General features: G+C 59.2%; 11 protein-coding genes and 1 tRNA gene. 8 read left to right on the top strand and 4 right to left on the bottom strand.

Features of this window, described 5'->3' with window-relative positions; all coding sequences use genetic code 11:
* Positions 1 to 33 precede the first annotated feature (33 nt).
* Complete coding sequence (locus N7578_RS05700; protein ID WP_311109319.1) at positions 34 to 621, bottom strand: ANTAR domain-containing response regulator; 588 nt, start codon at positions 619 to 621, stop codon at positions 34 to 36.
* An 87-nt stretch (positions 622 to 708) separates the two neighbouring features.
* A complete protein-coding gene (locus N7578_RS05695; protein WP_311109318.1) occupies positions 709 to 1374 on the bottom strand; it encodes a GntR family transcriptional regulator in 666 nt (221 codons plus the stop codon).
* Positions 1375 to 1639: 265 nt separating this feature from the next.
* On the opposite strand from N7578_RS05695, the gene N7578_RS05690 reads away from it, so the two are divergent.
* The 6 genes from N7578_RS05690 to N7578_RS05665 all read left to right on the top strand — a co-directional run bounded on the left by N7578_RS05690 (position 1640) and on the right by N7578_RS05665 (position 8944).
* The gene (locus N7578_RS05690) at positions 1640 to 2881 is read left to right on the top strand and encodes a divalent metal cation transporter (protein ID WP_311109317.1); all 1242 of its coding nucleotides are present in this window, start codon (positions 1640 to 1642) and stop codon (positions 2879 to 2881) included.
* Between the two features lie 21 nt (positions 2882 to 2902).
* Positions 2903 to 3670, top strand: a complete 768-nt coding sequence (locus N7578_RS05685) for a 5-oxoprolinase subunit PxpA (protein ID WP_311109316.1) — start codon at positions 2903 to 2905, stop codon at positions 3668 to 3670.
* A gap of 10 nt (positions 3671 to 3680) precedes the next feature.
* A complete protein-coding gene (locus N7578_RS05680) occupies positions 3681 to 4490 on the top strand; it encodes a putative hydro-lyase (protein WP_311109315.1) in 810 nt (269 codons plus the stop codon).
* 7 nt (positions 4491 to 4497) lie between these two features.
* Positions 4498 to 6120 (top strand): 5-oxoprolinase/urea amidolyase family protein, encoded by a 1623-nt coding sequence (locus tag N7578_RS05675; protein WP_311109314.1) that lies wholly within the window; start codon positions 4498 to 4500, stop codon positions 6118 to 6120.
* Complete coding sequence (locus N7578_RS05670) at positions 6117 to 7847, top strand: acetyl/propionyl/methylcrotonyl-CoA carboxylase subunit alpha (RefSeq protein WP_311109313.1); 1731 nt, start codon at positions 6117 to 6119, stop codon at positions 7845 to 7847. Before N7578_RS05675 ends, N7578_RS05670 begins: the two co-directional genes overlap by 4 nt.
* Positions 7848 to 8062: 215 nt before the next feature.
* A complete protein-coding gene (locus N7578_RS05665) occupies positions 8063 to 8944 on the top strand; it encodes a DMT family transporter (RefSeq protein ID WP_311109312.1) in 882 nt (293 codons plus the stop codon).
* Between the two features lie 20 nt (positions 8945 to 8964).
* Here N7578_RS05665 and N7578_RS05660 read toward each other — a convergent pair whose 3' ends face one another.
* Together N7578_RS05660 and rocF are read right to left on the bottom strand one after the other, a co-directional pair.
* Positions 8965 to 10020 carry an ornithine cyclodeaminase gene (locus tag N7578_RS05660; protein WP_311109311.1) on the bottom strand — a complete coding sequence of 352 codons (1056 nt, stop codon included), beginning with the start codon at positions 10018 to 10020 and terminating at the stop codon, positions 8965 to 8967.
* Between the two features lie 14 nt (positions 10021 to 10034).
* Entirely contained in the window at positions 10035 to 10955 is a 921-nt protein-coding gene (rocF, locus tag N7578_RS05655) for an arginase (protein WP_311109310.1), read from the bottom strand.
* A gap of 130 nt (positions 10956 to 11085) precedes the next feature.
* Here rocF and N7578_RS05650 point away from each other — a divergent pair, with 130 nt between their 5' ends.
* Positions 11086 to 11523, top strand: coding sequence for an Lrp/AsnC family transcriptional regulator (locus tag N7578_RS05650; RefSeq protein ID WP_311109309.1), 438 nt, complete (start codon positions 11086 to 11088; stop codon positions 11521 to 11523).
* 101 nt (positions 11524 to 11624) lie between these two features.
* Positions 11625 to 11698: transfer RNA gene (locus tag N7578_RS05645), tRNA-Gln, on the top strand.
* Positions 11699 to 12026 lie beyond the last annotated feature (328 nt).

Below are 12026 nucleotides of genomic sequence, written 5' to 3'. Positions count from 1 at the left end.
ACCGTTTACTCCACATTGTCGCCGGTCCGGCAATTACATCAGCAGACCCGCAGCCGTGACCACGCTTTGCGCAATCTCGGATATCTTCTTCTTCTCGTTCATCGCCGTCTGGCGCAGCAGCGCAAACGCTTCCTCTTCGGAGAGGCCACGCATCTTCATCAAGATGCCTTTGGCACGCTCGATGAGTTTGCGGTCCTCCAGCGCCGATTTGGCGTCCGCCAGTTCCCGCTGAAGGCGACTGAAAGCATTGAAGCGGCTGACCGCCATATCCAGAATGGGTTTAACACGCTCTTTTTTCAGCCCGTCCACGACATAAGCCGAGACACCCGCCTCCACTGCTGCCTCGATGGAAGCGGTGTCCGAACGGTCGACAAACATGGCAATGGGGCGACCGACCGTACGCGTAAGCTGGAAAAGATGTTCCATCATGTCACGATTGGGATTTTCCAGATCAATGAAGATCACGTCTGGCTGCAGGGTCTCGATCGTCCGCGCCACACCGTGCACCTCATGAATAACCGTGACGCGATGATGCCCTGCCTCACGAAGTCCCTCCTCGATAATCGAGGCGCGGATCGCATTTTCATCTATGACAAGAATGGTAAGGTCGCGAAGCGTCATGATCAAATAGATGACGCACCGCAACAAACTTGGCAATCATATCCAGCGCAAAATCCGGCCAGTGGCGCGACCGGTTTCTCGAAAATATCAGGGCGTGTGTTCCACCGCCCGCTCAAGGGCCTTCAGAACCGTCCGCTCGGAAAGATTGAGATACACGTCCATCTCATCACCGGCCTCTCCCATCCGTCCTTCTTCCACGAGTGAGAGAATCTTGTTGTTCATGTCCACGAAAGGCGAGTGAAGCATCTCGGGATCTTTCAGGAGCCCGAAACAAAGGCGCAGCTCCGCAGCAATGCGCTCGTAAAAGTCACTCAGACGGCCGCTGTCGAGAAGGTCCACAACAGCGGCATGAAACTTCATGTTTGCGCTGCCGACCCCGTTCCAATCGGCGTGCTCCCGTCTGACCTTGGCTTCCTCCACCGCCCTGCGCATGCTCCTGACGGCAGGATGCTTATGCCACGCCTGGCGAAGCGCGCCGCATTCGATCATACGGCGGACCCGGTAGATATCGATGACCGACGCCATGGAAGGGACGGCAACGAAGACGCCGCGATTGGCCTCGTGCCGCAAAAGTCCGTCCTTGGTCATCAGGCGGAAGGCTTCGCGCAGCGAATTGCGCGACACGTCAAAACGCTCGCTGAAGGCTGCCTCTGAAAGACGCTGGCCAGGCTTCAACTCACCGGAGATCAGCAAGTTGCGAATGTCCTTGGCAAGTCGGTCGGCAAGCGGCAGACCTTCCACAGTTTCCGTCATGACGCTCCTTTCCTAAGAGCAGGCGATTTTGGGAAGCCGTGGCAACGGTTGCGCACACGGACACCAATGCCATTAGCACAAACACTGGGCAAAGCACGAAAAAATCGTGATGAAACACTGCGCACCACGTCCAACAAACGAGCAAAATAAAAGAACGATATATTACTATTGTTGAACAATATTGACAATTTCGCAGAACACGCCAAGATCAACACCATAAAGCATCCGCGAGGGGCGGATCGCAGCACAGGATGGGAGCAAATCCATGCAGCAAACGAAGCTCGCACAGGGCGTCGACACGATAAAATCCAGACGCGCATCCTTGATGGCGGCAATCTTCCTCATGGCCACATCAGCCATCGGCCCGGGCTTCATCACCCAGACGGCCACATTTACGACCCAACTCGGCGCGGCCTTTGCGTTCGGCATCCTGGCGTCCATCCTGATCGACTTCGTGGTGCAGCTAAACATCTGGCGCATTGTCACGCTCACCCGCATGCGTGCATCCGACATCGCCAATGCCGCGATTCCCGGATCCGGTTATCTGCTCGCCATTCTCGTGATTGTCGGCGGGTTGTTCTTCAACATCGGCAACATTGGTGGCACCGGTCTAGGTTTGAATGCCATTTTTGGCATGGACCCTAAAATTGGCGGCGCAATCAGTGCGGCTTTCTCCATCGCCATCTTTGTTTCCAAACGCGCTGGCATGGCCGTTGATCGCTTTATCATTTTTGCCGGCATCCTGATGATTGCGCTTACCCTCTATGTCGCTTTCGTGTCCCAGCCTCCGGTGGGCGACGCCTTCAGACAGACTTTCCTGCCAGACACCATCAACTTCGCGACCATTACCACCATCGTTGGCGGCACGGTCGGCGGCTACATCACCTACTCCGGCGCGCACCGCCTTCTGGATCGTGGCATGGTCGGCATCGAGAACCTGCCCGCAGTCAACCGCGCGGCTCTGACCGGCATCGCCGTCACCGGTGTCATGCGCTACGTTCTGTTCCTTGCCATCCTCGGCGTTGTTGCCAGTGGCATCATCATCGACACGTCGGGGAAGGCCGCAAACCCGGCGGCGCAGGCTTTCCAGCATGCGGCAGGCGATTTGGGCTACAGGCTCTTCGGCGTCATTTTCTGGGCCGCCGCCATCACCAGCGTCATCGGCGCGGCCTACACATCCGTGTCCTTCATCACCGTCTTCAAACAGGACATCACCGAACGCGCCCGCAATCTGGCGACGGTGGTTTTCATCGCCATCTCGCTCATCTGCTACCTGCTCATCACCACGCCGCCCGCAGCTATGCTGGTATTCGTGGGCGGCCTGAACGGCCTCATCCTTCCAATCGGCCTCAGCATCTTCCTGTTCGCCGCCTGGAAACGCGAAGACCTGATGGGCGGTTATCGCTATCCGCGCTGGCTGCTGGTACTCGGCGTTCTGACATGCGCTCTGACATGGTACATGGGCTATAAATCAGCCGGCACGATCTTCAGCCTGCTTAGCCTGTAAGACGATATTGGGAGAAAAGACATGGCGGTAATCGACCTCAACAGCGACCTCGGAGAAAGCTACGGCGCGTGGAAAATGGGAGATGACGCGGCGATGCTCGCCGTCGTTTCCAGCGCCAACATCGCCTGCGGTTTTCATGCCGGTGATCCGGCCGGTATCTACCGCACCGTTAAGGCCGCAGCCGAAAAAGGCGTCGTGGTCGGCGCACATGTCTCCTACCCGGATCGCGTCGGCTTCGGCCGCCGCGATCTCGATGCCACCTATGAAGAACTGATCGCAGACGTCATCTACCAGATCGGCGCATTGAAGGGCCTTGCAGCCGCTGCAGGGACCACCGTCCGTTATGTGAAACCGCATGGCGCGCTTTACAATCGGATCGCCAATGATGCCAAACAGGGGCAGGCAGTCATCGATGGCATCAAGGCCGTCGATCCCTCGCTGGTTCTGATGGGACTTGCTGGCGCCCCCATCCTCGACCTGGCCCGCAAGTCCGGTCTTGCCGTCGTCGCTGAAGCCTTCGCCGATCGCGCATACACGCCGCAGGGGCAACTGGTTTCGCGCCGTGAAGCAGGCGCCGTTTTGCATGACCCCACCAGGATCGCCGATCGCATGGTGCAGCTGGCCCGCGAGGGGACGCTGAAAGCCATCGACGGCAGCCTCATCAAACTCGAGGCGCAATCGATCTGCGTGCACGGCGACAGCCCCGGCGCGGTGGCCATCGCGCAGGAAATCCGCCGCCGCTTCGAAGCGGAAGGTGTTGAAATCCGTTCTTTCGTATCCAGCGTGTAAGGCGAGGCCAATGACCATCCCCACATCTTTCCTCAGACACACGAACGCTGAAGCCGCACAAAAGGCGCGCGCCACTTACCGCGGCGGTCTTGTTCAGCCCACATCCGGCGTCGCACCCGGTTTTACGCAGGCAAACATGATCGTTCTGCCACGCGACTGGGCGTTCGATTTCCTGCTATACGCGCAGCGCAACCCGAAGCCCTGCCCGGTTCTGGACGTTTCCGACCCCGGCTCCCCCACCACGCTTCTGGCACCCGGCGCAGACCTGCGCACCGATCTGCCGCTCTACCGCATCTGGCGCGACGGCAAACTGGTTGAAGAAACGGCAGATGCCACCGCAGCCTGGGCCGAGCGTGACGATCTTGTCGCATTCCTGATCGGCTGCAGCTTCACCTTCGAAACGCCGATGGTCGAGGCAGGCATCGAAATCCGTCACATGACGGACAAGACCAACGTGCCGATGTACTTGACCAACCAGCCCTGTCGCCCGGCGGGACGCCTCAAGGGCAACATGGTTGTTTCGATGCGGCCGATCCCCGCCTCCCGCGTCGCCGACGCCGCCACGATCTCCGGCCGCTTTCCTGCCGTACACGGCGCACCGGTTCATATCGGATCGCCAGAGGAAATCGGTATCGCCGATCTGTCCAAGCCGGAGTTTGGCGATGCCGTTCGCATCGAGCCCGGCGAAGTTCCCGTATTCTGGGCCTGTGGCGTCACTCCGCAGGCGGCTGTCATGGCGTCCGGCGTACCCTTCGCCATCACCCACGCGCCAGGCCACATGTTCATCACCGACATTCCCGATTCCGCCTATCATGCGTGAGGACAGGATGCGCTTTCTCCCCGTCAGCCTTACCACCCTGCTTGTCGAACTGGCCGATCTCGACCAGACGCTGGCCTTGTTCGCCTCGCTTCAGGCCGATCCTGTCGAAGGTATCGAAGAGACGGTTCCGGCTGCACGCACGCTGATGATCCGCTTTCGTCCGGAAAAGATCAGTGCCGAGGCGCTAGCCAACCAACTTTCGACCCGCGATCTTTCGGCAAAAATCGCGCCGTCGGAAAATCTGGTCGAAATTCCCGTTCGTTACGATGGCGAAGACCTTGGCGACGTTGCCGAACTCACCGGCCTCAGCGTCGAAGAGGTCATCCGCCGTCACACGGAAAGCGAGTTCACCGTTGCCTTCTGCGGCTTCGCACCCGGTTTCGGCTATCTCGTGGGCGGGGATCCCGCACTTCATGTTCCACGCCGCCAGAGCCCGCGCACGCGCATTCCGGCTGGCTCGGTGGCGCTTGCCGGTGCCTTCAGCGGCGTCTATCCGCAAAGCAGCCCCGGCGGCTGGCAGATCATCGGCACCACGCCGTCCAAGATGTGGGATATCGACCGCGACCCCGGCGCGCTTTTCCAGCCCGGATATCGCGTCCGTTTCTTCGACATGGCCAAGGCAGGCAAAGCCTTTTCCACCGCCCCTGCCAAGCCGCGCGAAGAGCAGCCGGAACCAGACAGAAGTGCAGCGCATTTCGAGGTGCTCGCTGCCCCGATGCCTGCACTGTTTCAGGATCTCGGTCGCCTCGGGCAGACCGGACAAGGCGTCTCTGCTTCCGGTGCGCTTGATCGAAGCGCCTTCAATGCTGCAAACCGCATTGTCGGAAACCCTGTCAACACGCCCAGCCTGGAACTGACACTCGGCGGCTTCTCCTTCAAAAGCTCCAGCCGCACCGTCATCGGCGTTGCAGGGGCTCCCTGCCCGATCTCGATCAGAACGGCAGCTGGCAACATGATCGATGCCCCGCCTTACACTCCGGTTTCGCTGGAATCCGGCGACGTGGTGACGTTCGGCCAGCCACAAAAGGGCATGCGCTGTTATCTCGCCGTTCGTGGTGGTTTCAACGTTGACCCGGTTCTCGGCAGCTTCGCAACGGATACACTTGCCGTCGTCGGCCCGCAGCCGGTCACCGCAGGTTCTGTTCTGTTTTTGAATGCTGAAAAATCGGGCCTTTCCAGCCTTTCAATCGATGAGGCTCCCGCATTTGACCCACCGCAAACCGGCGAAGTGGTAACCCTCGATGTGGTGCTGGGTCCGCGTACCGACTGGTTTACTGAAAAAGGCCTGGACACACTGACGGGTCAGCTCTGGCAGGTGACGCCGCAATCGAACCGTGTCGGCATTCGCCTTTCCGGCGACGTTTCAATCGAACGCAAGGATAGCGCCGAACTGCCGAGTGAAGGCACCGCAACGGGCGCCATCCAGATACCGCACAGCGGTCAGCCGGTGCTGTTCCTTGCCGATCACCCGCTGACCGGCGGTTACCCGGTTATCGGTGCGGTTGCCGAATATCACCTTGATCTGGCGGGCCAGATTCCCGTCAACGCAAAAATCAGATTCCGGCCGATTGGCCCCTTTGCCGAAATATCGGCGATCAAAAAAACAGAATTCCGAGGAGAACAGCGATGAAAAAAGTACTGATCGCCAATCGCGGCGAGATCGCGGTGCGCATCATTCGCGCCTGCCGCGACTACGGCATCCAGTCGGTCGCCGTTTATGCCGACCCCGATCAGGACGCGCTCTTCGTCCGGCTGGCCGATGAGGCTTACGCACTGGAAGGCGTACGCCCGGCTGAAACCTATCTCGACATTTCCAAGCTGATCGCCATTGCAAAGCGCGCTGGCGCGGACGCCGTCCATCCCGGTTACGGTTTCCTCTCCGAACGCGCCGAATTTGCGCAGGCCGTGCTGGATGCAGGGCTCATCTGGATCGGTCCTGACCCGGATGTCATCAAGGTTCTGGGCGATAAGGTCGAGGCACGCCGCATCGCCACCAGCGTCGGCGCACCGCTCGTGGCGGGCAGTGACGGTCCGGTGTCGACTGCGGCAGACGTCATTGCCTTTGCAGAACAGCACGGACTGCCGGTTGCCATCAAGGCGGCCCATGGCGGTGGCGGTCGCGGTATCAAGGTCGCATGGAAGATGGAAGAGATCGCCGATCTCTATGAATCCGCCGTTCGCGAGGCGACCGCCGCCTTCGGTCGCGGTGAATGTTTCCTTGAGCGTTTCCTTGACCGGCCCCGCCACATCGAAGCTCAGGTCATTGCCGACAAGCACGGCAACGTGCTGGTCCTCGGCACACGCGACTGCTCTTTGCAGCGCCGTAACCAGAAACTGATCGAAGAAGCACCGGCACCGTTCCTCTCCGATGTGCAGCGGCAGAAAATCCACGACGCCGCCAAGTCGATCTGTGCAGCCGCGGGTTATTCCGGTGCGGGCACAGTGGAATTCCTGCTGGGCGTCGATGGCACGATTTCATTCCTCGAGGTCAACACGCGCCTTCAGGTGGAACATCCTGTTACCGAGGAAACGACCGGCATCGATCTCGTCATCGAACAGTTCCGTATCGCCGAAGGTGAAAAGCTGCGCGTTCTCGAAACGCCCGAGCCACGCGGTCACTCGATGGAATTCCGCATCAACGCCGAAGATCCCGGTCGCGGTTTCCTGCCGACGCCCGGCGAGATCACCCTGTTCGATCCGCCTTCCGGCCCCGGCATCCGCATGGACAGCGGCGTCGTCAGCGGCTCGTCCATTCCGGGCGTGTTCGATTCACTGATGGCAAAACTCATCGTCACCGGCGCGGACCGCGACCAGGTGCTTCGCCGCGCCCGCCGGGCTTTGAGGGAATTCCGCATCGAGGGTGTGGCGACAGTCCTGCCCTTCCATCGCGCAGCAATCGAAACCGAGGATTTCATCGGTACGGATGGCTTCAAGGTGCATACCCGCTGGATCGAGACGGAGTTTGCCGCCATGCCTGAAGCCATGGAGCGCCCGGCACCGGCAAACGACCCATCCATGACCCGCACCTGGCTGGAAATTGACGGCAAGCGTGTTGCGGTCGGTTTGCCGAACGTGCTGCTCTCCGGTCTTGGCTCTGTCGGTCGCATCGATGCCGCCGCATCCGGGACAGACGGACAGAAGCAGCAAGACGGTGTTACCGCGCCGGTTTCCGGAACCTTGCAGTCCTTCAAGGTGGAAGATGGTGCCACCGTTGCCGAGGGCGACCTTCTGGCGGTGATGGAAGCCATGAAGATGGAAACGCAGATCACCGCGCCTCAGGCAGGCAAAGTCCATCTGCTCGCAAAGGAAGGCGATTATCTGCAAGCCGGTACGGTTTTGCTGCAGGTTCGGAACTGATCAAACCGAGCGTTCAGGCCTCGACAGTTCAAGACATAAAACCGGCAAAAAATTCGCGTGTCGCTCCCGATGTGGCGGGCGGCACGCTTGCATCGCTGCCATTCGCAAAATAATGTTGTCTGACAAGCAATCTCGGGAGACATAGTTTCCGGAATATTGCGGACCTCACCGCACCTTGCCTTTCAAGCGGCGAAAGCCGGACAACGAGTTTTTTAATGCCGTCACAGAAAACCGGTTATCTTTACGCGCTTGTCGCCTTCAGCATCTTTGCGGTGCAGGACGGTATCTCCAAACACCTTGGCAGCGCCTATCCGCCGGTTTTTGTCGCTATGCTGCGATATTGGGCTTTTGCCGTTTTCGTATTGCTGATGGCTGCCCGGTCATCCGGTGGCATTCGCGGTGCGATAATGGCGAACCGGCCATGGCTCCAGATCGGCCGTGGCGTTCTGCTCGCCGTACAGATCGTATTTTCGATCTTTTCCTTTGCTATGATCGGACTTGCCCACACCCACGCGATCGTGGCTTCAGCGCCTTTGATCGTTGCTGCCCTTTCCGTGCCTCTGCTTGGGGAACAGGTGGGCTGGCGGCGCTGGTGCGCCATTTTCGTGGGCTTCATCGGCGTTCTCGTCATCCTCAAACCCGATGACGGCGGCTTCGACAGCACCCTGCTAATCACCTTCATGGCCGCATTCATGCTTGCGCTCTACGGCGTGCTCACGCGCCTTGGAAGCAAGAGCGATTCGTCCATGACGAGCTTCTTCTATACCGGCGTCGCAGGTGCAGCCGCCCTGACCCTCATCGGGCCGTTTTACTGGGTTGAGCTGGCACCCTACGACTGGGGATGGATGCTGGCGCTCTGCATTACCGGCATGAGCGGTCATTATTGCCTTATCAAGGCGTTCGAGCTGGCGGATGCCGCCTCTATCCAGCCCTTTTCCTATTATCAGCTGGTGCTGGTTTCCATTCTGGGTGTCACCATGTTTGGCGAGATTGTCAGCGCCAACATGGTCATCGGCGCAGCAATCGTCATCGCGGCTGGCCTGTTCACCTTCTGGCGGGAACATGTCGCTGCCCGCAAAAGCCGACGCGGGGCCTGAACCGAGCCCCGCCTTGGCATTCACGCCATCGCCGCCTCGCATCGCAGAAGCATGCCGAACAGGTCGCGCGGCTCGTCCGGATCGGCCAGCAGATCCAGTTCGGCATAGAGGCCCGTGGATGGCAGTTTCGACCGGACATAACGCAGGGCCGAGAAATCCTCGGTCGCAAAACCAACACTGTCGAAAAGCGTGATCTGGCGTTCGCTGCGGCGTCCCTCTTTAGAGCCGGCAATAACCTGCCACAGCTCCGTTACCGGATGATCCTGCGGCAATTGCTGGATCTCGCCTTCAATGCGGGTCTGGGGCGGGTACTCCACGAAGATATCGGACCGCAACAGGATATCCCGATGCAGTTCCGTTTTGCCAGGGCAATCTCCACCCACCGCGTTGATATGCACGCCGGGGCCGACCATGTTGTCGGTCAGGATCGTCGCATATTGCTTGTCTGCCGTCACGGTCGTGATGATGTCGGCGCCATCCACGGCATCCTCGGCGCTTTCGCAAATCTCGAGCGAAAACCCCTGGCCCTGAAGGTTGCGGGCGCATTTTTCGCTTGCGGTTCGATCGATATCGAAAAGACGCAACTGGTCGACGCCGAGGATCGCCTTGAAGGCGCGGGCCTGAAACTCGCTCTGCGCGCCGTTCCCGATGATGGCCATCGAACGGGAGTTGCTGCGGGCAAGATACTTCGCCGCAACCGCCGACGTCGCAGCCGTGCGCAGTGCGGTCAGGATCGTCATTTCCGTCAGCAGCAGAGGATAACCGTTTCCAACATCGGAAAGGACGCCAAAAGCCGTGACCGTCTGGCGGCCCTCCTTCATGTTCTTCGGGTGGCCGTTCACATATTTGAAGCCGTAAAGCGTTCCGTCACTCGTCGGCATCAATTCGATGACGCCCTCCTTGGAGTGCGATGCGATGCGCGGTGTCTTGTCGAAGCTCTCCCAGCGGACGAAATCCTCCTCGACCACATCGGCGAGTTCCCGCAGGAATGTGTCTACACCAACCAGCAGAACGAGTTTCATCATGTGATCGACGCTGACAAAGGGTACGATGTTGAGATTGGGTATAACGGTCATCACAAGTTCTCCTATCAGCCGGCTCGGGTCGGACGATCCATGACGCGCTTGCCCATCAGGCTTGCGGCCAGATCCACCATCAGGGTCGCGGTTCTGCCGCGCTCATCCAGGAACGGATTGAGTTCCACCAGATCGAGACTGCGCACCAGCCCGCTGTCATGAAGCATTTCCATGACAAGATGCGCCTCCCGGAAGGTGGCACCACCCGGTACGGTGGTGCCGACGGCAGGCGCGATGGCCGGATCGAGAAAATCGACATCGAGACTGACATGCAGCACACCGTTGGCATCACGAACGCGTGCCAGAAACTTGCGCAGCAGCACCGCAACTCCGTGCTCGTCTATGGCGCGCATGTCGTTGATGGTGATGCGGCTCTGCTCAAGCGCCGCATTTTCAGCCGGATCGACGCTTCGAATACCGATCATGCAGATGTTCTCTTCCGGTACCTTGTTCGGCAATGGCGGGAAGTAGCCTTCGAAACCATCTCGGCCGCTGAAGTAGGCCACCGGCGTGCCATGCAGGTTGCCGCTGCGCGTCGTTTCCAGCGTATGATAATCCGTATGCGCATCCAGCCAGAGGACAAAGAACGGCTGGCCGCTCTCGGCGACGCGGCGCGCCATCCCCGCGACGGTTCCCGCCGAAATAGCATGATCCCCGCCCAGAAAAATCGGCATGGCATGTTCGCTCTCGCGATAGGCAGCCTCCATCAGCGCTTCCGTCCACGCAACCGTTTCGGCCAGGTGATGCACTGCCGGATTGGGATGATTGAACGTCTTCATCAGTGTGGGCGTGACATTGCCGACATCGCTGACGTTATGCCCAAGCTCCTCCAGCGCCTTCGTAAGACCGGCTACACGATACGCGCTCGGCCCCATTTCACATCCCAGTTGCCCCGCCCCGATCTGCAACGGCGCACCGATCAGCCTGATATCCATAATGCATCATCCCCAATGTCTGTTTTCAGCAGTGAACCACAAAAGAGGTGGCAGATTGAATAGATAATAGTGGCAAATATATCCAAATGGCATATCATTTTGATCAATCAATTTATCAAAATGGAACCCAATGGATACCCTCGATGAAAAACTCGTGACCCTGCTCAGACACAACGGCAGGAGAAGCATTTCCGATCTGGCGATCGAGGCCGGTGCATCGCGTGCAACCGTCAGATCGCGAATCGAGAAGATGGAGGACGACGGGACGATCATCGGTTACACGGTGATCCTGAGAGCCGATGCTGTGGAAGCTGCCGTGCGCGGTATCATGATGGTCGAAATCGAAGGCCACGTAACCGACCGCGTCATCCGCACCCTCGGAGGCTTCCCGGAAATATCGGAAATCCACACGACCAATGGTCGCTGGGATCTGATCGTGGAACTTCACGCCGCAACATTGAGCGACCTAGACGCCGTTCTCCGACGTATTCGCCTTGTGCCCGGCATCACCGGCAGCGAGACAAGCCTGCTGCTTTCGACCCCGCGCTCGACGCGGGCGAGGCTCTAGTGGAAAAGAATATCAAAAAAACATTTTTCGACTTGCGCCACGAGATAAATCATCTATATGACGACCCACCAGACGCAAACGCGCTTCGCGTTCCAGGCTTTTGGGGAATAGTTCAATGGTAGAACGACGGACTCTGACTCCGTTAATCTTGGTTCGAATCCAGGTTCCCCAGCCAATTCTCCCTAAATGCCCTTAATGCCTTGATTTTCCAGTCGTGCCGGATATCGTTTTGGCATCATTGGCGACCTGATGCCCAGAGATGATGCCCACGAAGATTTCTAGGTCGCGCGGCCATTAAGCTGCGTCGTGCGCAGACGGCACTGATCATGAACCGCTCCGATTTGGCGCCCTCGCCCATTGCAGAGGGCCAGCGCGACATAACGCTTCTCGCTGCGACGGCGGCTTTCTGCGCGCGGCGAAATTCGCGCTGACGCCCGAACAGGGGGCGCAAAGCTGCCGGGAGGTTTATGGCCGCCTCACCGCAAACTGGAGGTCCGAAAGCG

This window comes from Agrobacterium tumefaciens (genome assembly GCF_031801495.1).
GTDB classification, from domain to species: Bacteria; Pseudomonadota; Alphaproteobacteria; order Rhizobiales; family Rhizobiaceae; genus Agrobacterium; species Agrobacterium tumefaciens_K.
This window is presented reverse-complemented; position numbering and strand designations above follow the sequence as displayed.

Bases quoted from the DNA above. Each gene is read 5' to 3' on its own strand.
- N7578_RS05675 (WP_311109314.1), top strand. From the start codon at position 4,498: ATGCGCTTTCTCCCCGTCAGCCTTACCACCCTGCTTGTCGAACTGGCC.
- N7578_RS05680 (WP_311109315.1), top strand. From the start codon at position 3,681: ATGACCATCCCCACATCTTTCCTCAGACACACGAACGCTGAAGCCGCA.
- N7578_RS05650 (WP_311109309.1), top strand. From the start codon at position 11,086: ATGGATACCCTCGATGAAAAACTCGTGACCCTGCTCAGACACAACGGC.
- N7578_RS05690 (WP_311109317.1), top strand. From the start codon at position 1,640: ATGCAGCAAACGAAGCTCGCACAGGGCGTCGACACGATAAAATCCAGA.
- N7578_RS05670 (WP_311109313.1), top strand. From the start codon at position 6,117: ATGAAAAAAGTACTGATCGCCAATCGCGGCGAGATCGCGGTGCGCATC.
- N7578_RS05695 (WP_311109318.1), bottom strand. From the start codon at position 1,374: ATGACGGAAACTGTGGAAGGTCTGCCGCTTGCCGACCGACTTGCCAAG.
- N7578_RS05665 (WP_311109312.1), top strand. From the start codon at position 8,063: ATGCCGTCACAGAAAACCGGTTATCTTTACGCGCTTGTCGCCTTCAGC.
- N7578_RS05685 (WP_311109316.1), top strand. From the start codon at position 2,903: ATGGCGGTAATCGACCTCAACAGCGACCTCGGAGAAAGCTACGGCGCG.
- rocF (WP_311109310.1), bottom strand. From the start codon at position 10,955: ATGGATATCAGGCTGATCGGTGCGCCGTTGCAGATCGGGGCGGGGCAA.
- N7578_RS05700 (WP_311109319.1), bottom strand. From the start codon at position 621: ATGACGCTTCGCGACCTTACCATTCTTGTCATAGATGAAAATGCGATC.
- N7578_RS05660 (WP_311109311.1), bottom strand. From the start codon at position 10,020: ATGACCGTTATACCCAATCTCAACATCGTACCCTTTGTCAGCGTCGAT.